Below are 25,354 nucleotides of genomic sequence, written 5' to 3' on the forward strand. Positions count from 1 at the left end.
CTGATAATAAAAGCGGGATTTTTCCCGCTTTTTATTATGTTTGAAAGATTCAGCTTTCCATTTCAATGGTGCGATGTTTAACTTCTTTGAGCAGGTGTCAATACGCCTGTTGAAAGAAGTTAAACCATTGCTGGAAAGTCAAAAATATTTTAAGAAATTTATCGGTAATTTTAATCAAAAAATTTAGCATAGAAAACGCTTTTTTGATACACTAACTATGGTACATAATATGATACGTAGAGTGTTTCAATAAGAAAGGGGTTCATTTAATGAACGAAAAAAAGGTCTTTTCGTATGAATGGGCAGGCCGTCCACTTGTAGTAGAAGTAGGACAGCTAGCAAAACAAGCAAATGGTGCTGCAATGATCCGCTACGGCGAAACAGCAGTTTTAGCTACGGCTACAATGTCAAAACAGCCAAAAGCATTAGATTTCTTCCCGTTAACAGTTAACTTTGAAGAACGTCTTTATGCAGCAGGTAAAATCCCGGGTGGCTTCATTAAACGTGAAGGACGTCCATCAGAAGCGGCAGTATTAACTTCTCGCTTAATCGACCGTCCAATCCGTCCAATGTTCCCGGATGGTTTCCGTAATGAAGTACAATCAATTTTAATGGTAATGTCAAATGATTCAGACTGCCCTGCAGATGTAGCAGCAATGTTTGGTTCTTCATTATCATTAGCAATTTCTGATATCCCATTCGACGGACCGATTGCAGGTGTACATGTAGGATATATCGACGGTGAATTCGTGGTGAACCCGACTGTAGAACAATCTGCAAAATCAACAGTTCACTTAACAGTAGCAGGTAACAAAGATGCGATTAACATGGTAGAAGCAGGCGCTTTAGAAGTACCTGAAGAAATTATGCTTGAAGCGATCATGTTCGGTCATGAAGAAATTAAAAAGTTAATTGCTTTCCAAGAGCAAATTGTTGCTGAAGTTGGGAAAGAAAAACTAGAAGTAACATTATATGAATTAGACGCAGACTTAACAGCAGCGATTAAAGCTGAATGTGAAGCTGATATGAATACAGCGATTCAAACAGTGGACAAGCAATTACGCCAAGAAAATATTACAGCGGTAAAAACACGTGTTATTGAATCTTATGAAGCGCAGGAAGCTGACGAAGATACAATGAAACAAGTGAATGCTATTTTAGATAAAATGGTAAAAGACGAAGTGCGTCGTTTAATTACAGAAGATAAAGTTCGTCCGGATGGTCGTAAGCAAGATGAAATCCGCCCACTTTCTTCTGAAGTAGATCTATTACCACGTGCACACGGTTCAGCATTATTCACACGTGGACAAACTCAAGCATTATCAATTTGTACTTTAGGTGCTCTAGGAGACGTTCAAATTATTGACGGCTTAGGTATTGAAGAGTCAAAACGCTGGATGCACCACTATAACTTCCCACAATTCTCAGTTGGGGAAACAGGTCGTTACGGTAGCCCAGGCCGTCGTGAAATCGGTCACGGTGCATTAGGTGAGCGTGCTATTTTAGCGGTAATGCCAACAGAAGAGGAATTCCCATATGCAATCCGTTGCGTATCGGAAGTATTGGAATCAAACGGTTCTACTTCTCAAGCATCAATCTGTGCATCAACAATGGCACTTATGGCTGCAGGTGTTCCGATTAAAGCACCAGTTGCAGGTATTGCAATGGGTCTTGTTAAAAAAGGCGAGCACTATACAGTATTATCAGATATCCAAGGTATGGAAGACCACCTTGGCGACATGGACTTTAAAGTGGCAGGTACAGCTAAAGGTGTAACAGCACTTCAAATGGACATTAAAATCGATGGTCTGTCTCGTGATATTTTAGAAGAAGCATTAACTCAGGCGAAAATCGGCCGTATGCACATTTTAGAGCATATGATGTCAACGATTTCAGAGTCACGCACTTCATTATCACAATACGCACCAAAAATTGTTTCAATCAAAATTAATCCTGACAAAATCCGCGACGTAATCGGACCGGGTGGTAAAGTAATCAATAAAATTATTGATGAAACAGGCGTTAAAATTGATACAGAACAAGATGGTACAATCTACATCGCTTCAGCTGATGAAGCAATGATTAACCGTGCGAAAGAAATGATCGAATCAATCGTACGCGAAGCTAAAGTAGGCGAGTACTACATGGCAACAGTAAAACGCATTGAAAAATTCGGTGCATTCTGTGAAATCTTCCCAGGTAAAGACGGCTTACTGCACATTTCTGAAATTCAGGAAGAACGTACGAAAGAAGTAGAAGACGTATTAAAACTAGGCGATGAGTTACTAGTGAAATGTATCGAGATCGACAAACAAGGTCGCGTAAACTTATCACGTAAAGTAGTAATCAAAGAAGAAAAAGAGCGTGCGGAACAAGCAAAATAATTGTTTTCAATCGTATCCAACAAGATAAAAAGGGAGGTTGTACACTATTGTACAGCCTCTTTTTTAAATAATATTATGTTGATGGAATAGCAATATCCATAACTTGATGAAGAATAGTAAGGGGAGGTATGCGTAATGGAGAGGCCGACTTCTAGGGGATTAAGCGTGCGCGGAAAATCCACTCATGTTGTGCCGCCGTATAGGCGCAACATGAGTTAGTTGGAGCCACGCCCCCAGAAAAGCGTGCCTCAGAATGAAGCATACCGGACTATATAAATAAGCCGCAAATTGGAATACTACTGATTTATACGTCATACTTATAATTTACTAGCCGAAATAAAGGAGAAATATATGGTACAAGTAATTACAGCAAAAAATGGCGTGCGTATTGTCACAGAGCAAATGCCGCATGTCCGGTCATTATCGGTCGGCATTTGGGTCAATGCAGGCTCACGCTACGAAACAAAAGAAGAAAATGGGATTACCCATTTCATCGAACATATGCTTTTCAAAGGAACGAAAAACCGTACAGCCCGTCAGATCGCGGAAGAATTCGACCGCATCGGCGGAGAGATCAATGCCTTCACATCGAAGGAACATACATGCTATTACGCAAAAGTGCTCGACCATCATGGTGAGCTTGCCATCGATATTCTGGCTGATATGTTCTTTAACTCTTTATTTGCAAAAGAAGAAATTGAACGTGAACGCCAAGTTGTGCTTGAAGAAATCTATATGAGTGAAGATGATCCGGCAGATGATGTCCATGAAAAATTATGGGGTGTCATGTACCCGGATGATGCGCTGGGCCGTCCGATTTTAGGCACTCCAGAAACGCTGGCAACATTCGATGAGAAGATGATCCGCACGTATATGGCGAAACATTACGGACCTCAAAATGTTGTCATCTCGATTGCAGGGAATATTGAAAATAGTTTACTGGAAAAAGTGGAAGCATTATTCGGAAACTATGAAGCAAGTGAAGAATCGGTAATTTCCAAACCGTCTTACCCGACATTTACAGCAGGGGAAGTCGAAAAGTTACGTGATACTGAACAGGCGCATATTGCCATTTCATTCCCGGCGATTGCGGTAAAAGATCCGAAAATGTACAGCTTTATTGCGTTGAATAATATTATCGGCGGCAATATGAGTTCACGCCTGTTCCAGGAAGTGCGGGAAGAGCGCGGCTTGGCATATTCGGTATTCAGCTACCAGTCGAGCTATGAAGATGTGGGAACATTTACGATTTATGCGTCGGCATCGAAACAAAACTTGGATGCATTAAAGCAGCAGATCGACCAGACGTTATTTGACCTTGTAGCAGGCGGGGTAACGGAAACCGAGCTTGAAAATGCGAAAGAGCAGTTAAAAGGCGGTTTTGTTTTAGGGCTTGAAGGAACGGAAGACTTTATGAACCGTAACGGGGTCAATGAACTCATCCACCAAAATCACCGTTCAGTCGATGAAGTACTGGCAAAAATCGATGCGATTTCGATGGAAACGATCGATGAGTTAATTACACAAATTTTACTATCCGAACCGGCCATTGCGATTATCGGACCGGAAAACGAATAACAAAAAGGACAGCGCGTGCTAGCAGTTAGCATACGCTGTCCTTTTAAAATTCTGCGGCCAAATATTTTGTTGCAGACGATTTGAAATATTGATAATAAATAATGAAACTAATAATTATAACAATCGGAGCTCCGATTTGTTTAATACCTATAACACTAAATAGAAGCATGCTCAGTAATTGAGCAAACATAAAGAGAAGAAAGTAACCAATTAATATGCCAAATGAAATTCTTGTCGAGCCCTTTGTCGGATTGCTTAAATAGTTTTTTAACATAGAGCCGATGGAAGCAACTCCGGCAGCAAAGGCAATCGAAATTAAGGAAAACTGAAAGCCCCCGATTTGATCATTCAAATATAAATAAGTTTGATAAATCCCGATAGGAACGGCAATGATAAGCAAGAGCAGCAGACTGAAAATAAATAAACTTTTCACAAAATCTTTTGGGTCAATCGGCATTATCCGTAATCGTTTCATAAAGTGGTTTTCGAGTATGTAGCTCGAGCCTAATGATGGTGAGAACATCAATAAATAAAAAGCCAGAAAACCTATATTAATTTCGTTGCTTATTAGCCACTGAATTGCGATCATCATTGCAATAAATAAAAAAACAGTGATCAGTAGTTTTCTCGATAGATAAAAATGAACTTTCAGTAGTGCGATCAAACGATATCCCTCCTGTTTTCTCGTAAGTAAGAGATGCTTGCGGCGATGATTAAAAGTATGAATACACTTACAAATAAAATGAAGCTTTGAGATGTTGTTAAACTTTCTAAAAATATAAGTAATTGAGCTACACCTAATGGAATAAGAACTATAAATAAGTTAATAAACCGACCAAATTTACTACGGCGAAACAGGAGGAAAAAAGCGATAATAAAAAAGCTGATGCCAAAGCTAACGAATAGCTGTCTGACGGAAGGCAAAACAAGCTGCTTTTCCAGCAATGTTTGAATCGCGGTCGTTGCGACAATTGTATAAATAATATAGTACAATGCGTAGCGCCCTAAAAAAGAGAGGTCTACAATGAAAAATGTCTTTCTGGGAATCGGAAACAGACTTGTCATGACAAGCTGGCTCTCCCGTTGATCCAGATAAACGGCACAGAGCGCTGTTATACTGATGGACAGTATAAAGTACGCCGCGAATTCGGCACCTTCGAATAATAAAGGGAGGCCGAAAATGGATGCCACAACCGGTGTAAACAAAATCCATGCAGACAATTGCTGACCGTAAAAACGAAAAAGCATCTGGTTCATTTTTTCCGCCCCTTTACGAAAAACAGCATCAGATCATCAATCGTCGGTTTTTGCAGTTCAATAACCGGATTCACAAATTCACGCATGACCAAGTACTCAACCCCAAATACATAATCCCGTTTGCCGATGATGGAATGGTTCGGTATAATTTTGGCGTCTTCATACGATCCTTTCCAAATCCCGTATCCGTACAGCAGGTCATCTTTATTTTCACTGAACAGAATTTCGCCATCATGGATAAATGTGATCGTATCGGCGATTTTCTCTAAATCCGATGTAATATGGGAAGAAAAGAGGATGGCATGATCTTCTTGTTCCATAAAGTTTTGCAGTATACCGAGCACTTCATCGCGCACGATTGGATCAAGACCACTCGTTGGTTCATCGAGCAGCAAAAGTTTCGGCCGATGTCCCAGTGCAAGTGAAAGAGCGAGCTTCATTTTCGCTCCTTTGGACATCGTTTTGATTTTGTCGTACTTCGGCACATCAAACTGCTCCAGCAATTGATAAAAATAAGGGCGGTCCCACGTAGGATAAACATTTCCGTACAGAACATCGAGTTCTTTTGGTGTGAAATTTTCCGGTACATGCAGTTCATCGAATACAACCCCGATTTGTGCCTTCAACTCCACTTCATGTTCGATATGGTCTTTTCCGAATAAAAGAATGTCGCCATCAATTTTTTTCAGCAAGTTTAAAATCAGTTTGATCGTTGTAGATTTTCCGGCACCGTTTTGCCCGATAAAGCCTGCGATCGTCCCGCTCTCAACTGCGAACGAAATATTATTTAAACGAAATTTTTTAAATTGCTTCGAAACATTTTTAACTTCAATTGCGTTCATCATCATTCCTCCAATAGTAAATCGAGTAGGTCGTGCAGTTCCTCTTTTGGCACATTGGCAGTTTTCGCGATGGAAACCGCTTTTGTAAAATGCACTTCAATTTGACGGATCAGCTCTTCCCGCAGGAAATCCTGATTGCGTTCGGATACATAGCTTCCTTTACCGGCAATCGTGACGATAAAGCCATCCCGTTCCAAATCTGCATATGCCCGCTTCGTTGTCATCACACTGATCTTCAATTCTTTTGCCAATGCTCTGATAGAAGGTAAGGAGTCGCCTGTTACCAGTGTGCCTGTTAAAATAGCCTGTTTTAACTGGTCGGTAATCTGTTCATAAATAGGCTTTTCACTGTTATTGCTCAATTTGATAATCAATCATTTCACCTCACATGTTCAAACTGTGTATATACAGTATATACAGATGTGGAATAATATGTCTACTGCAAATTCGAAAAATATAAATTTAAGCAATCTTTTTTCCGAGCCCGTGCTGTGACTCACTGCCCACGAATAGGTCCTTCAAACTTAAATGATGAACCATTTCACTTCTGCCAAAGTTGATGCATATAGTAATGTAGGCTCTTACAAGAGGAGGGATGCAATGCTTTTATCAGAGCTCGCTGAAAAAGAACTGATCGAAATGGAAAACGGTGTTCGATATGGATTTTTAGCTGAGACGGAATGTATTTTTGATGCCAAAACAGGGAAGATTGCCGGATTTGAAATGCCCGCGCAAATGGTGAAGATGCCATTCCAAAAGAAAAAGACAGGGATGGTAAAATACATTCCTTGGAGTGAAATTATTTTAATCGGGGAAGACCGGGTATTATTTCAAAAAACAACATCGACATTAAAGCATGCCAATGATGACTGAACGCTGGCTTGTGATCGGTACAGATGAGCGGATGAAATTTTTGGCGAAGCAATTATCGACAAATGATCGCACGGTGTATTACAAAAATACGACTGTTTGGAATGAAGCACTGAACAAAGTAGCATTGGAGCTGCACCCGACAGAAGTTGTGTTGCCGATCCACCCTTTATCGATTCAAGTGGAGGAGCTTTTAGGTATTCGTCAGGCACGATTTTTTGCGGGTAAATTAACAGATGAATGGAAACAGATTCTTGAAAACAAGCGCTTGCATTACTATTTGGAAGATGAAACATTCATCTGGAAAAATGCTGCGCTTACTGCAGAAGGCTTTTTAGCACATTTGTATAAAGAGAAGGTAAATGTGCAGTCTAAAACAATTATGATTACAGGGTTTGGACGTGTAGCAAAGATGCTTGCCCTGTTTTTAACACGTCTCAATGCAAAGGTCATCATCGCCGTACGTTCGGAAACGCAAAAAGCCGAGGCCCTTGCATATGGCTACCAAGGTATTGATTTAAATGAAAAAAATAGGATGGAAGCGGATTTTCTGATTAATACGATTCCGACGAAATGGCTGACAAAGGATTTTGCATCATGGATGGTCCGTCCGATTTATGATGTCGCATCAAACCCGGGATGTTTGAACGATATCAAATTATCGCAATATGAGCTGCTACCTGCATTACCTGGGAAATACTTTCCGCAAGCTGCAGCAAACTTATTATATGAAACGATACTAGATTTACGAAAGGAGGAAGCAAATGCTTGAGGGAAAACGCATTGGTTTAGGAATTACCGCATCACATTGTACGTATGAAGAAGTCGTACCGAAAATTACCCAATTTCGTGAAGCCGGTGCAACCGTTGTACCGATTATAACGCCTTCTGTATTACATGCTGCTACACGATTTGGAACTGGTGAAGAATGGATTGAGAAAATCGAAGCTCTTGCGGGGGAAAAGGTTGTCAGCTCGATTGCGGAAGCGGAACCATTCGGACCGAGTAATCCGTTAGACTGTATGGTCATCGCGCCGATGACAGGGAACTCGATCAGTAAATTCGCAAATGCCGCAACAGATAGTGCCGTACTCATGGCAGCAAAGGCGACACTTCGAAATGGTTCACCTGTCGTACTTGGGATTTCAACAAATGATGCGCTTGGGTTAAACGGAATGAATTTAATGAAATTAATGAATGCAAAAAACATTTTCTTCATTCCGTTCGGTCAGGATGATCCAATTAAAAAACCGACGTCGCTCATAGCGGATTTCACAAAAATGCTCGATACTGTAGCATATACGCTCGCTCATAAAAAACAGATCCAGCCAATATTTATACAATATTTTAAATAATCAAATTATCTCACACAATTTTAATAATATATGATACAATATCCAACATTATATACATACCGATATTTTTAGGAGAGATGAGACATGACAAGAAGATTGAATGTTGCCGTAGTTGGGGCAACAGGAGCTGTAGGTACAAAAATGATGGAGAAGCTGATTGAGCGTAAATTTCCAATTGCATCGATCAAGTTTTTAGCTTCTGCTCGTTCAGCGGGAAAACAAGTTGAATTCAATGGTGAAAACTATACGATAGAAGAAGCGAAACCGGAAAGTTTTGAAGGGATCGATCTAGCATTATTTTCAGCAGGCGGGGCTGTATCAGAGGCACTTGCACCTGAAGCAGCAAAGCGTGGAGCGATTGTTATTGATAACACAAGCCATTTCCGTATGGATCCAGAGGTACCGCTTGTTGTACCGGAAGTAAATCGCCATGCATTAAAAACAGTTCCAAAAGGGATTATCGCAAACCCAAACTGTTCGACTATTCAAATGGTTGCAGCATTACAGCCAATCCGTGAAAAATTCGGTTTAACAAAAGTTGTTGTATCGACATATCAAGCGGTATCCGGTTCTGGTGTGGCAGCAATTGAAGAACTGCGTGAGCAAAGTGCACAGTGGGATGCAGGAAAAAATGTAGAAGCGAAAGTTTTACCGGTTAAATCAGATAAAAAACATTATCCTATCGCACGTAATGTCATTCCGCAAATCGATAAATTTACGGAAAATGGCTTTACATATGAAGAAATGAAAATGATCAACGAAACGAAAAAAATTATGGAATTACCTGAGCTGAAAGTCGCTGCAACATGTGTACGTGTTCCGGTTGTTTCAGGCCACTCAGAATCGGTTTATATCGAACTGGAGCAAGAAGCAACAGTACAGCAAATTTTTGACGCATTAACAGGTGCACCGGGTATTGTTCTGCAAGATGACATTCGCGAACAGCTATACCCGATGCCGATTTTTGCGGAAAATGAAGAACCGACATATGTTGGACGTATTCGCCAAGATTTAGACAACAAAAAAGGATTCCACTTATGGATTGTGTCAGATAATTTATTAAAAGGGGCTGCACTCAACTCTATTCAAATTGCAGAAGCTATGCTAGAGGATCACTTACTATAAGGGGAGGATTATTAGTTATGGATTTCGGACGTATTGGTACAGCGATGATTACGCCGTTTAAAAAGGACGGTACGATTAATTATCCTGAGTTAGAACGTATTATTGACCATTTAATTGAAAATGGTACAGATTCAATTATTGCTTGTGGAACAACTTCTGAAAACCCTACGATGTCAACTGAGGAAAAAATCGAGGTTGTGCGTTTTACAGTTGAAAAAGTGGCAGGACGCATACCTGTTATTGCCGGTACAGGGGATAACGAAACAGCCTATTCGATTATGATGACTCACAAAGCAGAGGAAAATGGGGCAAACGGAATCATGCTAGTAACCCCATATTATAATAAGCCAAACCAGCGCGGCATGTATGCCCACTTTAGTACGATCGCAAAAGAAACGAAACTCCCTGTTATGCTTTATAATGTCCCTGGACGTACAGGTGCCAATATTTTAGCGGAAACAACGATTGCGATCAGCAAGGATGTCCCGAATATTACATGCATCAAAGAAGCGAGCGGTAACTTGGATCAAATGGGTGACATCATTGAAAATGTGGATCCGGATTTCTATGTGTATTCAGGGGATGACGGGTTAACATTGCCACTGCTTGCAATCGGTGGTCGCGGCATTATTTCTGTCGCTTCACATGTAGTAGGGAAAGATATGCAGCAAATGGTCCGTGCATTTGAAGAAGGCCGTCATCAGGAGGCTGCACAAATTCACCGTGCATTATTGCCGCTTGTCCGTGCATTATTTGCACAACCGAATCCATCACCAATTAAATACGCGATGACTAAATTAGGCTTTGATACACTTGATGTACGGATGCCGATGATGGAAATGCTACCGGAAGAAAAGGCAGCATTCGATGAAATTTGGGATACGTATCAGGAAAAAGCAAAAAGTTTCCGCGCATTACAAGTAAACTAACAAAATTCACAGTCACTCCTTCCGATGAGAAGCGGGTGACTGTTTTTTTATTTTTGGTCAGTTTGAGGATTATTGCGGATGAAATGAGGATTAATGATCAGAAACTGAGGATTATAAGACGAGTCTTGAGGATTATCTGCTGCCAATTGAGGATTATCCAGTTATAAGTGAGGAATAAAATTTTGACATTAGGCAAAACAGTTGTGATTTTAATTTGCCCGCAGTTCCGTAAAAAAAGAAAATCACTTTTTTATTTGTACTAACGTCATTCTCACCGTATAATGAACTTTAAGTGGTTGCTGTTCGGAACAATTTAGGAGGAAATAAAGTGACAAAATCAAAAAATGAACTAATCCGTGTCATTCCATTAGGTGGAGTTGGCGAAATCGGGAAATCAATGTATGTAATAGAAATCGATGAAGAGCTTTTCGTAGTAGACAGTGGGCTCATGTTCCCAGAAGACGAAATGCTTGGAATTGATATCGTTATTCCAGATATCACGTATTTAGAGGAAAATAAAGAGCGCGTAAAAGGTATTTTCCTTACACATGGTCATGAGGATGCAATTGGATCGATTGCGTATGTATTAAAGAAAATTAAAGCACCGGTATACGGTTCAAAGTTAACGATCGCATTGGCGAAGGAGCATTTAAAAGAATTGCCTGCGCCTTACCAAGTGAAATTCTTTGAAGTATCGAGCAATAGTCGAATGAACTTCAATTCTACTTATGTGACATTCTTCCATACGACACATAGTATTCCAGATTCATTAGGTATCGTTTTCCATACTTCTGAAGGTGCTATCGTTCACACAGGCGAATTCAAATTTGACCAGTCGGCAACAGGCAAGTTCAAGCCGGATCTGGCAAAAATGGCGATGCTTGGTGAAGAAGGCGTATTCATGCTTTTATCAGAATCAATGGAAGCAGAACGTCCTGGCTATACAACAAGCGAAGCAGTTATTGCGGAAGAATTGCAAAAAACGTTCCATTCGGCACCAGGTCGAATTATCGTAGCATTATATGCATCAAACTTTATTCGTATTCAGCAAGTGTTTAGACAAGCTGCCGCATCGTACCGTAAAGTCGCGGTTGTCGGGAAATCATTAGAGAAAATGGTCGATATCGGTGTAAACCTGGGCTATTTGGAAATCGATGAATCGACACTTGTACCAGTAAACGAAATTCACAAATATCATGATGACGAAATTATTATTATGGCAACGGGCAACAAAGGTGAACCACTTGATGCACTGGATAAAATTGTGCGTAAACACCACCGTGACATTAAAATCAGAAATACAGATACAGTGTTAATTACATTTACTCCATCACCGAGCATGGAAGTGCAAATGTATAACACGATGAACCAATTGGCTAAAGCTGGCGCACATGTCATGACTTCGAACAAGAAAGTCCATGTTTCCGGCCACGGCAGCGCGGAAGATTTAAAGCTGATGCTGAATTTCATGAAGCCGAAATACTTTATTCCTGTTCAAGGGGAGTACCGCATGTTAATTGCGCACTCGAAACTTGCACAACAAGTAGGGCTGCAAAAATCACAAATTTTCATCGCTGATAAAGGCGATATTGTCGAGTACAAAAACGGTAAAATGCGCATGACAGGACGTGTACAGGCAGGGAATGTATTAATCGACGGAATCGGTGTAGGCGATGTAGGTAATATTGTTTTACGCGACCGTAAACTGCTTTCTCAAGATGGTATCTTCATTGTCGTTGTTACATTGAACCGTGCTCAGAAAAAAATTGCTTCAGGTCCCGAAATTTTATCGCGTGGATTCGTTTACGTACGCGAATCTGAGCAGTTAATGGAAGAAGCTTCTGAAATCGCACGCGAAGTTATCGAAAAGTATGTCGGTAAAGAAACGTTCGAATGGACAAACATCAAGCAAGAAATTCGCGACACATTAAATCAGTATCTATTCCAAAAGACAAAACGTCGTCCAATGATCATTCCGATTATTATGGAGTATTAATTTGAGGGCGAGTCAACTATAGTTGCACTTTTATCTAATAATCAAAAAGGGTTTTCTTACATTAAGCGTGAGAAAGCCCTTTTTCTAACTGAAATTCCGGAGTAGTGCTGTGTTTTGCTGCTAGAATTAGAGAAAGCTGGATAAATGCGGTAAAGAACTGAAGTTTATTTGAAAAAAACTGATTTTTCGGTACATAGCAGTAAAAGTAATTGTTAATTCAGCACAAACTAAGTCAATTGATCAAATCACGCATCACTATCAACCGGAAGCCTATACAGCAACTTTGGCGTCTAACAATAAGGAACAATTTTTAAGTAGGTGAACAAAGATTGGAAAAAAAGAAAAGTACTAAAACAAAAGCAAAAGCAAAACCGACGCTGAAGCCAAAGACAAAAGAGGAGCTCCATCCGCTAGCATATGAAATCATCGGATTGCTGCTCATCGCATTGGCCATTATTGAATTTCTGGAGTTCGGACTTGTCGGCAGAATGCTTCATTCGATCGCCATGTTTTTCTTCGGCAATCTGCATTTTATCATCCCGTTAATCTGCTTTTTAGTGGCAGGGATGCTAATGGTCAAGCGCCGGGGTGTCCCATTTAATACACGTGTCGTATATGGTGTGCTGTTTGTCGGGGCCAGCTTGACGATATTCAGTCATAGCTTGCTATTTGAACAAATGGCTGCAACGAACACATTGTTGTCAAATTCAGTACTGAAGGAAACATGGAGAATACTGATCAGTACAGATGGAATTGCCAACCGCAGCAATGCGCTCGGCGGTGGGATGATCGGCGGAATATTATTTAGCCTGTTCCATGTATTATTCGACGCATCCGGAGCAAAAATTGCCGCATTTGTATTATTGGCAATCGGAATCATTTTAATTACCGGAAAAGCACTCGTGCCAATTTTAGTGGAGAAAGCACCGGTTATTAGGGGAAAGTTCAAAAGAACGAAACGCAGCACAAGAAGTAAGCCAAAACCTGAACCTCAAGAGAAGTTGCGTCGTTCTAAAATCGAACCAATCATCGAAGAGGAAGCGGCTGATTTGGAAGACCTGATTATTACAACAGCAACGCCGACACATCATGAGCCGATCATTTCAAATTTTGTAGAGCAAGTGAAACAAGAACAGCAAAAAGGTATCGAAATTGAAGTTGAGGAAAAAATAAGTGAGCCGATCATGGCCGTAACATCTGAAACGGACCAAACTTACATTTTGCCGTCAATGCAGCAGCTGAATCCACCACCAGAACATGATCAGAGCGGCGAATATTCGGTTATTCAAACAAATGCAAAGAAACTGGAACAAACATTTTTAAGCTTCGGTGTAAAAGCGAAAGTGACACAAGTTCATTTAGGTCCTGCAGTGACAAAGTATGAAGTCATGCCGGATACAGGTGTAAAAGTAAGTAAAATTGTCAGCCTTCAAGATGACTTGGCACTTGCACTTGCCGCAAAAGATATTCGTATTGAAGCACCGATTCCGGGCAAATCGGCAGTCGGCATCGAAGTACCGAACAGTGAAGTGGCCGTCGTAACATTACGCGAAGTACTTGAAGCAAACGAGCAGGTGAAAGTCGGAGCCAAACTGCTAGTTAGTTTGGGACGCGATGTAACAGGCCAGGCAATAGCGGCAGAGTTAAACAAAATGCCTCACTTATTAGTTGCCGGTTCAACAGGCAGCGGGAAAAGTGTATGTATCAATGGCATTATTGTGTCACTATTGATGCGCGCAAAACCAAGTGAAGTAAAAATGATGATGATCGATCCGAAAATGGTTGAGCTAAGTGTGTATAACGGTATTCCGCATTTATTGGCGCCAGTTGTAACAGATCCGCGTAAAGCGGCACAGGCATTGCAGAAAGTTGTATCGGAAATGGAACGACGCTATGATCTGTTTTCACATTCCGGAACAAGGAATATTGAAGGATATAACGAATATATCGATATAAACAATGAAGAAGCAATGGAAAAACAGCCGAAGCTTCCGTACATTGTTGTGATTGTCGATGAGTTGGCGGACTTAATGATGGTTGCATCAAGTGAAGTGGAAGATGCGATTACGCGACTTGCCCAAATGGCGCGAGCAGCAGGGATACACCTCATTATCGCAACACAAAGACCGTCAGTCGATGTTATTACCGGCATCATTAAAGCGAATATTCCTTCCCGTATTGCATTTGCCGTATCATCGGCTGTAGATTCCCGCACGATTTTGGATATGGGCGGTGCCGAGCGATTACTTGGCCGCGGAGATATGCTGTATTTACCGGCAGGGGCATCCAAACCAGTCCGTGTGCAAGGTGCATTTGTAAGTGATCATGAAGTGGAAAGAATTATTAACAGTGTCATTGAGCAGCAAAAAGCTCAATATGAGGAGGCGATGATTCCGACCGATGAACCGATCGTCGATGTAATGGACGAAACGGACGACTTATATGACGAAGCCGTACAACTCGTACTGGAAATGCAAACAGCTTCCGTATCTTTACTGCAGCGCCGATTCAGAATCGGGTATTCACGTGCAGCCCGAATTGTCGATCAGATGGAGCAGCGCGGGGTTGTCGGACCACCCGAAGGAAGTAAACCGCGACAAGTTCTCGGAAATCGATTTTAGCCAGTAAACCTTGACATTGTCGCACTTTTCGGAATATATTCTTTTCTATAAGTTTTGAAATAAATTCGCTAATTTTTCACATTAACGTGACACATTTAAAGAAATATGTTTTCTTTTTTCGTTTAAAGTGTTATATTATTCACGAATTAGTAGGAATGTTGTACATCAGATGTCTGATCTCTATGTTATGGTGGTGATACTAATTGACAATTAAAGCAGATCATCGTCATTTATACTTACAAGTTATTGATCGTTTGAAGTCAGATATAGATAAAGGGACCTATCGTGAGAACGAAAAATTACCCTCAGAATTCGAACTTTCAAAAACATTAGGTGTAAGTCGTGCAACGCTTCGTGAAGCACTGCGACTTTTGGAAGAAGAAAACATTATTGTCCGTCGTCATGGTGTCGGTACATTCGTTAATCCAAAGCCCGTCTTTACATCAGGCATTGAACATTTATCGAGTATATCGTCTATGATTGAAAACGCTGGTATGAATCCAGGCACAATCTTCATCAGTGCGAAGGAAGAAAAAGCCACGGAAGATGATGTGGAACGTTTCCAAGCTGACATTGATGACAATGTTATCACGATTGAACGTGTTAGAACGGCAGACAATGAACCGGTCGTCTACTGTGTGGACAAGGTACCGGCAAATTTACTGCCAAATGAATTTATAAGTAATCAAAACGTTTCGATTTTCTCGGCTTTAGAGCAAACCGGATCAATTCGTGTCGCATATGCCGTGACATATATCGATCCAGTAGGCTTCCACGATGAAGTATCACCGATATTGAAATGTGGGCCGGAAACAGCATTGCTTGTATTAAAGCAACTTCACTATGATGAAAATGATCGTGTTGTTCTTTATTCAAAAAATTATTTCAGAGCTGACAAATTCAGCTTCCATGTAGTACGTAAACGGGTGTAGAACAATAATTACTATTATTTAATTCCTGCTAATATCAATTACCTTTGAGGGGGACTCATTAATGAAAAAGCGTAAATTTGGTTTATTAATTTCTTCTGTAGTAGCAACTGGTGCAATTTTGGCGGCATGTGGAACTGACGAAGAGTCAACTGATTCAAAAGACACTTCAAACAATGATTCTAATTCTGGTTCTGAAACAAGCTCTGACGCTGGTTCTGGCGATTTCTCTATCGCAATGGTTACTGACGTTGGTGGTGTAGACGACAAATCATTCAACCAATCAGCTTGGGAAGGTGTTCAACAATTCGGTGCTGACAACGGCTTATCTAAAGGCGACGGTGGTTTCGACTACTTACAATCTCAATCAGACGCTGACTACAACACAAACTTAAACAACTTATTACGTCGTGACTTCGATTTAGTATTCGGTGTTGGTTTCATGATGGGTGATGCAATTGAAGAAATCGCTAATGACAATCCAGATGCAATGTTAGCATTAATCGATGCTGAAGTAGCAGCTGACAACGTAGCAAGCATCCTGTTCAAAGAGCAAGAAGGTGCTTTCTTAGCCGGTGTTGTTGCAGCTTCAATGTCTGAATCAGGCAAAATCGGTTTCGTAGGTGGTACAGATATCCCAGTAATTAACCGCTTCCACGCTGGTTTCGTAGAGGGTGCAAAAGCTGTTAACCCGGATATCGAAATCCAAGTAAACTACACTGGAGTATTCGATGATGCTTCTAAAGGTAAAATCGCTGCAAACTCAATGTACTCTTCTGGCGTAGATATTATTTTCCACGCTGCTGGTGGTACTGGTAACGGTGTATTCTCAGAAGCTAAAGAGCGTAAAGCAAAAGATAAAGACGCTAACGTATGGGTAATCGGTGTTGACGCTGACCAATATGCAGAAGGTCAAGTTGACGACTCTACAAACATCACATTAACTTCTATGTTAAAAGGTGTTAACAATGCAGTAGTGGATATCGCTACTAAAGCGAAAAACGGTGAATTCCCAGGTGGTACAACTACTGTTTACGGTTTAGCTGAAGATGGTGTTGGCTTAGCAGATTCTCGTGGTGCTATTCCTCAAGAAGTAATGGATAAAGTAGAAGAATATAAAGAGAAGATTGCTTCTGGCGAAATTAAAGTTTCAGAAGAAAAACCTAAAGATAAATAATAATTCTTAATGGAGTAATCATCATAGGGGAATTATTCCCTATGATGATTTTCTAGTTTAAACGCCTGTTTTAAATATTCTGTAAATTGGAAATGTAAGCGTTCTATTTTCATAGAAATGTAAGAAAAGGAATTTATTTAGTGTAGATTTCGTCTGAAAAATTAATAGATGAAAGATTTTACCAAAAATCTTTCATGTGTTAATTTTATAAAAATAATTTTTAAGATAAATAGCCTAAGGGAGTGAGTCTAGTGGAATACGTGATTGAAATGCTCGGGATCCGCAAAGAGTTCGGTAATTTCGTAGCAAACAACAATATCACCCTCCAGTTAAAAAAAGGCGAAATTCATGCACTACTAGGAGAAAACGGTGCAGGTAAATCGACTTTAATGAATGTACTTTTCGGTCTATATCAGCCAGAAGCCGGAGAAATTAAAGTACGCGGAGAATCGGTAAAAATTACAGATCCAAACAAAGCAAATGATTTAGGAATCGGAATGGTACACCAGCACTTTATGCTTGTGGAAAACTTTACGGTTACGGAAAATATCATTTTAGGTAGCGAACCTACGAAACTGGGCGCTATCAATATTAAAGATGCCGCTAAAGATATTGCTGCATTATCGAAGAAATACAACTTGGATGTGGATCCATATGCGAAAATTGAAGATATTTCTGTCGGAATGCAACAACGTGTAGAAATCTTAAAAACGTTATACCGTGGTGCGGAAATCCTAATTTTTGACGAGCCGACTGCATCATTAACACCACAGGAAATTACGGAATTGATGGCGATTTTAAAACTTCTCATCAAAGAAGGCAAGTCGATTATCATCATTACGCACAAACTGAAAGAAATTATGGAAGTATCTGACCGTGTAACAATTATCCGTAAAGGTGAAGGGATCGGAACAGTTGTAACAGCTGAAACAAACCCGGATCAGCTTGCGGAATTAATGGTAGGCCGACAAGTAGAATTTACTACAGAAAAAGGGGAAGCAAACCCTACTGAAGAAATCTTCAAAATCGAAAACCTAGTTGTAACGGATTACCGCGATGTTGAAAAAGTAAAAGGATTGAATTTATCGATCCGTTGCGGTGAGATTGTTGGTATTGCAGGGATTGACGGCAATGGTCAATCAGAATTAATCGAAGCAATTACAGGGCTGCGCAAAATTAAAAGCGGTAAAATTACTTTAGGCGGCAAAGATATCACAGGATTAAAACCGCGTGAAATTACGGAAACGGGTGTAGGACATATTCCTCAGGACCGTCACAAACACGGGCTTGTCCTGGATTTCCCGATTGGGCACAATATCGCACTACAAACTTACTATAAATCGCCAATTTCAAAAGGCATCATTATGGACTATAAGAAAATTAATGAAAAAGCACGTCAAATCATTGAAGAGTACGATGTTCGTACAGGTCACGGCGAAATGACGCCGGCACGTGCGCTTTCAGGCGGTAACCAGCAAAAGGCCATTATCGGACGTGAAGTCGACCGTGATCCGGAACTGCTGATTGCAGCACTTCCTACTCGTGGATTGGACGTAGGGGCAATTGAATTTATCCACTCTCGTTTAATCGAGCAACGTGATAAAGGAAAAGCCGTATTATTGATTTCGTTTGAATTAGATGAAGTTATGAATGTTTCTGACCGCATTGCCGTTATTTATGATGGGACAATCGTTGATACGGTATATCCGAAAGAAACATCTGAACAAGAGCTGGGCTTATTAATGGCCGGTGAAAAACGTAAAGCAAAGGCAGTTAAGGAGGGGAACGAATAATGTCAAATCGAGTTATGAATCTGCTCGTTCCACTCATCTCGGTAGTTTTAGGATTACTCGTTGGCGGAATCATCATGGTTGTCAGCGGCTATGATGCAATCGATGGGTATACAGCACTATGGAATGGTATTTTCGGAGATTCTTATTCTATCGGTAATACGATCCGTCAAATTACACCGTATATTTTAGCCGGTTTGGCAGTAGCATTTGCCTTCCGTACTGGATTGTTTAACATCGGTGTTGAAGGTCAGCTATTAATGGGTTGGCTTGCAGCGGCATATGTCGGGTATGCAATTGAAGGGTTACCACGTATTATCCACTTACCATTAGCATTACTTGCGGCTGCGGCGGCTGGTGCATTCTGGGCATTTATCGTAGGTTTCCTGAAAGCAAAATTACAAGTACACGAAGTAATTGCTTCGATCATGTTAAACTACACAGCATTATATTTAACAAATGCTGCGATTAAATCATTATCAGACGGCGGATTCAAAACGCCGACAGTATTAGCATCAGCGACATTGCGTAATCAATGGTTACGTGAAATTACAGACAATTCAAGTCTTCACCTAGGGATTATCGTGGCACTGATCATGGTAGTTGTTATGTGGTTCATTTTGGAAAAGACAACTCGTGGTTATGAGTTGAAAGCAGTAGGGTTCAACAAAAACGCCGCTGAATATGCAGGTATGAACGTAAACCGCAACATCATTTTAGCTATGACTATTTCCGGTGTATTCGCCGGTCTTGGTGGTGCGATGGAAGCATTGGGAACTTACCAAAATGCTTCGATTAAAGCAGCAGCTTCAGGTATCGGGTTCGACGGGATCGCCGTAGCATTACTTGGTGCAAACAATCCGATCGGTGTATTCTTCGGGGCTTCGTTATTTGGTTCCCTGAAATACGGATCATTAAACATGCCGAACGAAGCAGGTATTCCGGAAGAAATCGTATCAATCATTATTGCAGTAATTATTCTATTCGTAGCTTCAGGCTATATTTTACGTGTTGGTTTACAGAAATTCGGAAAGAAAAAGGAGGGCAAGTAACATGAGCTTTTTAGAAGTGTTATACTTTATCGTCCCTTCTGCCCTTTTATACGCAACACCGCTTATTTTAACAGGTATCGGGGCTCTATTCTCGGAGCGTGCAGGGGTAATCGGTCTTGGTGTTGAAGGGTTAATGATTGTCGGTGCATTTACAGGTATTTATATCAACCTTGAATACTATGCTGACTTTGGGAAAAACGTCATTTGGCTGGCTTTATTGGCAGCGCTATTAGCTGGGGCAATTTTCTCGTTAATTATTGCCGTTGCAGCCGTAACATTCCGTGCAGACCAAACTGTTACAGGTGTAGCAGCAAACATGCTTGCTGCAGCGATTACAGTATTCCTGGTTAAATTAATTTACGGTAAAGGTCAAACAGATATGGTTTCTGCACCATTACAACGTTTTGAAATACCATTTTTATCAGATATACCGTTTTTAGGACCGCTCCTGTTCCAAAATGTATACTCCACAACGATCATCGCATTGGTTGTTGCGGTAGGCGCATGGTTTGTTCTTTATAAAATGCCATTCGGTCTACGTATTCGCTCTGTCGGAGAACATCCAATGGCAGCAGATACAATGGGGATTAACGTAGCGAAAATGCGTTATATCGGTGTAATGATTTCCGGTGCATTGGCAGGTGTCGGTGGTGCTTCATTGGCTATGACATCATCTGGTGATTTCTCTGGCTCTACAGTAGCCGGACAAGGATTCATCGCCATTGCCGCAATGATCTTCGGTAAATGGCATCCAATCGGAACATTAGGTGCCGCTCTATTCTTCGGTTTAGCGCAAACATTAAGTATCGGTGGCGGGAACATCCCATATATTCAAGATATCCCACCGGTAATCCTGCAAGTACTACCATACGTCCTGACAATCCTGGCATTAGCAGGCTTCGTAGGAAAAGCAGTAGCACCAAAAGCATCAGGCGTTCCTTATATCAAAGGAAAACGCTAATTATAGGACCGTCTGTACAGAGTGAGTTTGTACAGGCGGTTTTTTGTTTGGATTTAAAGAGTCGGAGGAATTTATGTGATGAGTTGCGGAGGAAAGTAGAACATATGGAGTGAGAAGTAGAAAGTTCTTCTGCTTATGTGGAAACTATTTAAGGGAATGCAGAATAGTTCGCTCGAAAAGTAGAAAGTTTTATAGTTAAAGTGGAAACTTAGCCAAGTACCTGGCGAAAGTAGAATGTATTGATGGGAAAGTAGAAAGTTCTACTGCTAAAGTGGAAACTTTCTTAGGAAATGTAGAATAGTTAGCTCGAAAAGTAGAAAGTGCAGATTTAATTAGCTAATTAGCTGGAGAAAGTGGAACATATTGAGGGAGATGTAGAAAGTTTTATAGTTAAAGTGAAAATTCTTCAGATAAAAGTAGAACAGATCGCCGGAAATGTAGATAACTCGGAACTTATTAGCCAAGTTACGTTAATGCATGTAATTTGAAGTTAAAGGGAATAAATTCAGCATACTTTATTTCAAATTTAATAAGAAGTCCAAACTCCATACTAAACCTTAGTTGTGCTGCGTTCCGGGAGGCCAACACGATGTTGGTCATGAATGCGTTGTCACACGATGTGACGCTCTTAGCATTCATTCCTTTATTCCTGGGGGCGTGGCTCCAACTAACTTGATGGATGCCTCTACGGCGGCATCCATCAAGTGGATTTTCCGCGTACGCTTAATCCCCGAGGAGTCGGCCTCTCCACTCCACACAACTGCAATTCGTTTTATATAAAAACTAACTACTTTTCAAAATAAATATAGAAAATCAATTTAGATATTAAAACGAGTTGATTGGAATGGAGGGGAGGCGACTCCAGCGGGAACAGCACGAGCGAGAGACTACAGGCTCGAGCCGTGCCCGCGGAAAGCGTCCGACCCGTAATGGAAATCAACACCCTGTAAGGTGCCGAAGAAGCTTTATTTGTCTAAAATAAAATGATGGAATTTTATTTTTTAACACCTTCAAACTTTCCATTCATAAATGTCACGAATTAGGGAACACTTAGTACGGATAATAACTTTGCATAAATCAAGGCATCACATGTATAGTAGAGAAGAAGCATTTATATTTATATTCACGAGGTAGTCAGGAGGAGTTTTTTTGTTTTTAACAACAGAAATTGCGAAAGGTGTTTCGCTTCATATACGACAAACCGCCCAATTCAAAACGGTTAACTTTTCGATCAAATGGAGAGCACCATTAAATGAAGAAACAGCGGCACAGCGTACAGTATTATCGAATGTCCTGCAGCACAGCAACGAAAAATTTCCAACATCAGCAAGTTACCGCAGCTATTTAGATGACCTGTTCGGCACAGTATTGTATTTTGACACAGCAAAGCGCGGTCAGGAACATACCGTATTAATGAATGTCGAAACAGTTAACGACCAATATTTATCTCATGGCAATGTATTAAATGAAGTAATCGACCTGATTCAGGAAGCAATCTTCAAACCGAACTACGAAAACGGTGTATTTAAAGAATCAATCGTCAACCGTGAAAAAGAAATGGTCATCCAGCGAATCCAATCCATTTTCGATGACAAGTCACGCTACGCACAAAAACGTTTAACAGAAATCATCCGTCCAAACAGCGCAGCATCATTTTCTGCAAACGGAAATATCGAAGCCGTAAAAGCAATTACACCACAATCATTGACAAAAACATATGAAGATATGCTAGCAAATGATGTCATTGATATTTATGTTGTCGGTGATATTAACGTTGAAGAAATGACGCAAAAGTTGAAAGCAGCATTCCAATTTACTGACCGCAATGCGCTGCCAAAAACACAAGAAGACAAAACGCCTGCAAACATTGAGCCATATACAAAAGAAACGCAGGAAATGAAACAAGGGAAACTGCATATCGGCTACTCGACACCTGTTCGATTTGGCGATAAAGATTTCCCGATCATGCAAATTTTCAACGGTATTTTTGGCGGCTATGCCCATTCAAAATTATTTATGAATGTCCGTGAAAAAGAAAGTTTAGCTTATTATGCATCAAGCTCTTACTCTTCACAATACGGATTACTGTTCGTCGTGTCTGGTATCGAGCCGGCAAATGAAGAAAAGGCACGCAAATTAATTGCCGAACAGTTAAAAGTAATGCAAAATGGTGAAATTACCGATTTGGAATTGGCGCAAACGAAGGCGATGCTCATTAACCAGTTAAAAGAAGCATTGGATTCACCTCGTGGCCAAATTGAAATTTTCGATCAATATAAAGTATTAGACGAACCGTTTACTATGGATACGTGGACTGCACGCTGGCAATCTGTGTCAAAAGAAGATGTGCAAAAAGTGGCACAGGATATTAAATTAGAAGCAACGTATTTCTTATGCGGTAAGGGGGAGTAATCCATGGAAACAATTGAATTCCAGCAACTAGATGAAACATTATATTACAAACAGCTAAGCAATGGATTAGACGTATATATTTTGCCGAAAAAAGGCTTTTCGAAAACATTCGTGACTTTCACAACGAAATATGGATCGATCGACCGTACATTCGTACCGATCGGCGAAACAGAGCCGGTTACAGTTCCGGACGGGATTGCCCACTTTTTAGAGCATAAAATGTTCGAAAAAGAAGAAGGGGATGTATTCCAAAAGTTCAGTGAAGTAGGGGCGCAGGCGAATGCATTCACATCATTTACCCGCACAGCGTACCTGTTCTCTGCAACGGACCATATTTATAAAAGTACGGAAACATTACTGAATTTCGTACAGGAGCCGTACTTCACGGAAGAAACGGTCAATAAAGAAAAAGGCATTATCGGACAGGAAATTACAATGTACGATGATCAGCCGGACTGGCGTTTATATTTTGGTGCAATCGAAAATATGTACCATAACCACCCGGTGAAAATTGATATTGCCGGCACAATTGAGTCAATCGACGGAATTACAGCCGAGCACTTATATACGTGCTACAACACGTTCTACCACCCGTCAAACATGCTATTATTCGTAATCGGAGCAGTAGACCCTGTTGAAATGATGGCATTTATTGAAGATAACCAAAACAAAAAGACATTCCAGGAGCCGACAGACTTAAAACGCTTATTTGATGAAGAACCAACAAATGTAGCGGAAAAAGAGCGCGTGCTTCATATGGATGTGCAAAAGCCAAAAGTGTATGTCGGTTTAAAAGCGAAGGAAGTTGATTTAAGCGGTGAAGAAATGCTGAAGCATGAGCTTGCTGTACAAATCGGTGTTGAATGTTTATTCGGCCGCGCTTCATCGTTCTATACAGATGTATATGAAAATGGCCTAATCGACGAATCATACGGCTATGATTTCTCATTGGAAAATGGCTATGGGTTTGCGCTGATCGGCTCGGATTCCGAACAGCCGGAGCAGCTTGCCAAACTGATTAAAGACAAATTGGCAGAAACAGAGCAAGGAAACTTATTCACTTCTGAAGATGTAGAACGGATTAAACGTAAAAAAATCGGTTTCTTCCTGCGTGCACTGAATTCAATCGAATTTATCGCCAACCAGTTTACACGTTACAAATTCAATGATATGAATTTATTCGACGTTGTACCGGTACTAGAAACAATTACAGTGGAAGATATCGAAAAAGCATTTAAAACAATTCAAGGTGAAGAGCAACAAACGGTGTTTACAATCATGCCAGTAAGCGGGCGCGATCAAAAATGAAGAAGTTTGCATTAGTTTGCGGTGCTTCCGGTGCGATTGGGCAAGCGATTTGCCAGCAATTAGCACAGGATGGCTGGTCACTCTATCTGCATTATCACTCTGGGCATACTGTCATTGACAGTATGCTTCAGGCGTTTACCGAGAATTTTCCGGAACAGGAGTTTATCCCGGTAAAAGCGGATTTTAGCAGTAACACAGGGGCAGATCAAATTGCCGCACAAATTTATTCATTGCAGGCGATCGTTTTTGCGAACGGCCATGCATTCTATGATTTACTTGAAAACACACCTGCAGAGGAAATGACCAAGCTTTGGCATGTCCATGTACAAAATCCGATGCGGACGACAGCACTGCTCGCAGGCAAATTGCGAGCCAACAAAGTCAGCTATGTGCTTGTCATCGGTTCGATCTGGGGTGAAGTCGGTGCAGCGGGCGAAGTAGCCTACTCAGCTGTAAAAGGCGCCCAGCACAGTTTCGTGAAAGCATACTCTCAGGAAGCGGCATTTAGCGGCATTCGCGTTAATGCGATTGCACCGGGCATCATTAATACGAAGATGAATGCAAAATTTGATGCCGAGGAACGCGAAATGATCGAAAGCCAAATCCCATTGCAATCATTCGGGGAAGCGCTCGATATTGCGAATATGGCGGCTTTTTATTTGAGCGGACGCGCTGATTATGTAACAGGACAAATAATTCGAGTTAATGGCGGCTGGTACATATAATTTCCCGATAACCGCACATACTATTTGTGCGAGAGGAGGGAAA

The 25,354-nt window shown here is 40.8% G+C and carries 21 protein-coding genes; 17 read left to right on the forward strand and 4 right to left on the reverse strand.

The genetic code is table 11. From position 1 onward, the window contains the following. The first annotated feature begins 269 nt into the window (after positions 1 to 269). Complete coding sequence (pnp, locus tag MKY71_RS05220; RefSeq protein ID WP_339175600.1) at positions 270 to 2,384, forward strand: polyribonucleotide nucleotidyltransferase; 2,115 nt, start codon at positions 270 to 272, stop codon at positions 2,382 to 2,384. A 351-nt stretch (positions 2,385 to 2,735) separates the two neighbouring features. Continuing rightward, entirely contained in the window at positions 2,736 to 3,962 is a 1,227-nt protein-coding gene (locus MKY71_RS05225) for a M16 family metallopeptidase (protein WP_339198224.1), read from the forward strand. Positions 3,963 to 4,005: 43 nt separating this feature from the next. On the opposite strand, the gene MKY71_RS05230 is transcribed toward MKY71_RS05225, so the two are convergent. Genes MKY71_RS05230 through MKY71_RS05245 form a run of 4 tightly spaced genes read right to left on the reverse strand, consistent with a single transcriptional unit; the run spans position 4,006 to position 6,435 of the window. Further along, positions 4,006 to 4,626, reverse strand: a complete 621-nt coding sequence (locus MKY71_RS05230; protein ID WP_340731796.1) for a hypothetical protein — start codon at positions 4,624 to 4,626, stop codon at positions 4,006 to 4,008. Further along, on the reverse strand, positions 4,623 to 5,219 hold the full coding sequence (locus MKY71_RS05235; RefSeq protein WP_340731797.1) for an ATPase: 597 nt from the start codon (positions 5,217 to 5,219) through the stop codon (positions 4,623 to 4,625). Before MKY71_RS05235 ends, MKY71_RS05230 begins: the two co-directional genes overlap by 4 nt. Further along, positions 5,216 to 6,061, reverse strand: a complete 846-nt coding sequence (locus MKY71_RS05240) for an ABC transporter ATP-binding protein (protein ID WP_340731798.1) — start codon at positions 6,059 to 6,061, stop codon at positions 5,216 to 5,218. The genes MKY71_RS05235 and MKY71_RS05240 overlap by 4 nt, the downstream gene beginning before the upstream one ends. A gap of 2 nt (positions 6,062 to 6,063) precedes the next feature. Then, positions 6,064 to 6,435, reverse strand: a complete 372-nt coding sequence (locus tag MKY71_RS05245; protein WP_339198229.1) for a GntR family transcriptional regulator — start codon at positions 6,433 to 6,435, stop codon at positions 6,064 to 6,066. Positions 6,436 to 6,661: 226 nt separating this feature from the next. On the opposite strand from MKY71_RS05245, the gene MKY71_RS05250 reads away from it, so the two are divergent. From MKY71_RS05250 to ymfI, 15 genes are all read left to right on the forward strand, one after another. Beyond that, complete coding sequence (locus MKY71_RS05250; RefSeq protein WP_339175606.1) at positions 6,662 to 6,934, forward strand: YlmC/YmxH family sporulation protein; 273 nt, start codon at positions 6,662 to 6,664, stop codon at positions 6,932 to 6,934. Next, entirely contained in the window at positions 6,927 to 7,703 is a 777-nt protein-coding gene (locus MKY71_RS05255) for an NAD(P)-dependent oxidoreductase (RefSeq protein WP_340731799.1), read from the forward strand. The genes MKY71_RS05250 and MKY71_RS05255 overlap by 8 nt, the downstream gene beginning before the upstream one ends. Next, positions 7,696 to 8,286, forward strand: coding sequence for a dipicolinate synthase subunit B (locus MKY71_RS05260; protein ID WP_339175608.1), 591 nt, complete (start codon positions 7,696 to 7,698; stop codon positions 8,284 to 8,286). Before MKY71_RS05255 ends, MKY71_RS05260 begins: the two co-directional genes overlap by 8 nt. An 84-nt stretch (positions 8,287 to 8,370) precedes the next feature. After that, on the forward strand, positions 8,371 to 9,411 hold the full coding sequence (locus MKY71_RS05265) for an aspartate-semialdehyde dehydrogenase (protein ID WP_339198232.1): 1,041 nt from the start codon (positions 8,371 to 8,373) through the stop codon (positions 9,409 to 9,411). A gap of 17 nt (positions 9,412 to 9,428) precedes the next feature. Next, the gene (gene dapA, locus MKY71_RS05270) at positions 9,429 to 10,340 is read left to right on the forward strand and encodes a 4-hydroxy-tetrahydrodipicolinate synthase (protein ID WP_340731800.1); all 912 of its coding nucleotides are present in this window, start codon (positions 9,429 to 9,431) and stop codon (positions 10,338 to 10,340) included. Between the two features lie 328 nt (positions 10,341 to 10,668). Beyond that, entirely contained in the window at positions 10,669 to 12,336 is a 1,668-nt protein-coding gene (locus MKY71_RS05275) for a ribonuclease J (RefSeq protein WP_079525327.1), read from the forward strand. Positions 12,337 to 12,665: 329 nt separating this feature from the next. Beyond that, a complete protein-coding gene (locus MKY71_RS05280) occupies positions 12,666 to 14,957 on the forward strand; it encodes an FtsK/SpoIIIE family DNA translocase (protein WP_340731801.1) in 2,292 nt (763 codons plus the stop codon). Between the two features lie 203 nt (positions 14,958 to 15,160). Beyond that, positions 15,161 to 15,889 carry a GntR family transcriptional regulator gene (locus MKY71_RS05285; protein WP_339175614.1) on the forward strand — a complete coding sequence of 243 codons (729 nt, stop codon included), beginning with the start codon at positions 15,161 to 15,163 and terminating at the stop codon, positions 15,887 to 15,889. A gap of 61 nt (positions 15,890 to 15,950) precedes the next feature. Continuing rightward, positions 15,951 to 17,063, forward strand: coding sequence for a BMP family lipoprotein (locus MKY71_RS05290; RefSeq protein ID WP_339175615.1), 1,113 nt, complete (start codon positions 15,951 to 15,953; stop codon positions 17,061 to 17,063). Positions 17,064 to 17,314: 251 nt separating this feature from the next. After that, the gene (locus MKY71_RS05295) at positions 17,315 to 18,856 is read left to right on the forward strand and encodes an ABC transporter ATP-binding protein (RefSeq protein WP_340731802.1); all 1,542 of its coding nucleotides are present in this window, start codon (positions 17,315 to 17,317) and stop codon (positions 18,854 to 18,856) included. Beyond that, positions 18,856 to 19,905, forward strand: coding sequence for an ABC transporter permease (locus MKY71_RS05300; protein ID WP_340731803.1), 1,050 nt, complete (start codon positions 18,856 to 18,858; stop codon positions 19,903 to 19,905). Before MKY71_RS05295 ends, MKY71_RS05300 begins: the two co-directional genes overlap by 1 nt. A gap of 1 nt (position 19,906) precedes the next feature. After that, complete coding sequence (locus MKY71_RS05305) at positions 19,907 to 20,866, forward strand: ABC transporter permease (RefSeq protein ID WP_339175620.1); 960 nt, start codon at positions 19,907 to 19,909, stop codon at positions 20,864 to 20,866. 1,149 nt (positions 20,867 to 22,015) lie between these two features. After that, the gene (gene yfmF / locus MKY71_RS05310; RefSeq protein ID WP_340731804.1) at positions 22,016 to 23,278 is read left to right on the forward strand and encodes an EF-P 5-aminopentanol modification-associated protein YfmF; all 1,263 of its coding nucleotides are present in this window, start codon (positions 22,016 to 22,018) and stop codon (positions 23,276 to 23,278) included. A gap of 3 nt (positions 23,279 to 23,281) precedes the next feature. Beyond that, positions 23,282 to 24,586, forward strand: coding sequence for an EF-P 5-aminopentanol modification-associated protein YfmH (yfmH, locus tag MKY71_RS05315; RefSeq protein WP_340731805.1), 1,305 nt, complete (start codon positions 23,282 to 23,284; stop codon positions 24,584 to 24,586). Beyond that, positions 24,583 to 25,311, forward strand: coding sequence for an elongation factor P 5-aminopentanone reductase (ymfI, locus tag MKY71_RS05320; protein WP_340731806.1), 729 nt, complete (start codon positions 24,583 to 24,585; stop codon positions 25,309 to 25,311). The genes yfmH and ymfI overlap by 4 nt, the downstream gene beginning before the upstream one ends. Positions 25,312 to 25,354: the final 43 nt, after the last annotated feature.

This window comes from Solibacillus sp. FSL W7-1324 (genome assembly GCF_038008025.1).
Taxonomy (GTDB): domain Bacteria; phylum Bacillota; class Bacilli; order Bacillales_A; family Planococcaceae; genus Solibacillus.

Excerpts from the sequence above, each read along its gene's own strand:
- MKY71_RS05235 (WP_340731797.1), bottom strand. The coding sequence starts at position 5,219 with ATGAACCAGATGCTTTTTCGTTTTTACGGTCAGCAATTGTCTGCATGG.
- dapA (WP_340731800.1), top strand. The coding sequence starts at position 9,429 with ATGGATTTCGGACGTATTGGTACAGCGATGATTACGCCGTTTAAAAAG.
- MKY71_RS05265 (WP_339198232.1), top strand. The coding sequence starts at position 8,371 with ATGACAAGAAGATTGAATGTTGCCGTAGTTGGGGCAACAGGAGCTGTA.
- ymfI (WP_340731806.1), top strand. The coding sequence starts at position 24,583 with ATGAAGAAGTTTGCATTAGTTTGCGGTGCTTCCGGTGCGATTGGGCAA.
- MKY71_RS05240 (WP_340731798.1), bottom strand. The coding sequence starts at position 6,061 with ATGAACGCAATTGAAGTTAAAAATGTTTCGAAGCAATTTAAAAAATTT.
- pnp (WP_339175600.1), top strand. The coding sequence starts at position 270 with ATGAACGAAAAAAAGGTCTTTTCGTATGAATGGGCAGGCCGTCCACTT.
- MKY71_RS05305 (WP_339175620.1), top strand. The coding sequence starts at position 19,907 with ATGAGCTTTTTAGAAGTGTTATACTTTATCGTCCCTTCTGCCCTTTTA.
- MKY71_RS05255 (WP_340731799.1), top strand. The coding sequence starts at position 6,927 with ATGACTGAACGCTGGCTTGTGATCGGTACAGATGAGCGGATGAAATTT.
- MKY71_RS05300 (WP_340731803.1), top strand. The coding sequence starts at position 18,856 with ATGTCAAATCGAGTTATGAATCTGCTCGTTCCACTCATCTCGGTAGTT.
- MKY71_RS05225 (WP_339198224.1), top strand. The coding sequence starts at position 2,736 with ATGGTACAAGTAATTACAGCAAAAAATGGCGTGCGTATTGTCACAGAG.
- MKY71_RS05290 (WP_339175615.1), top strand. The coding sequence starts at position 15,951 with ATGAAAAAGCGTAAATTTGGTTTATTAATTTCTTCTGTAGTAGCAACT.
- yfmH (WP_340731805.1), top strand. The coding sequence starts at position 23,282 with ATGGAAACAATTGAATTCCAGCAACTAGATGAAACATTATATTACAAA.
- MKY71_RS05250 (WP_339175606.1), top strand. The coding sequence starts at position 6,662 with ATGCTTTTATCAGAGCTCGCTGAAAAAGAACTGATCGAAATGGAAAAC.
- MKY71_RS05260 (WP_339175608.1), top strand. The coding sequence starts at position 7,696 with ATGCTTGAGGGAAAACGCATTGGTTTAGGAATTACCGCATCACATTGT.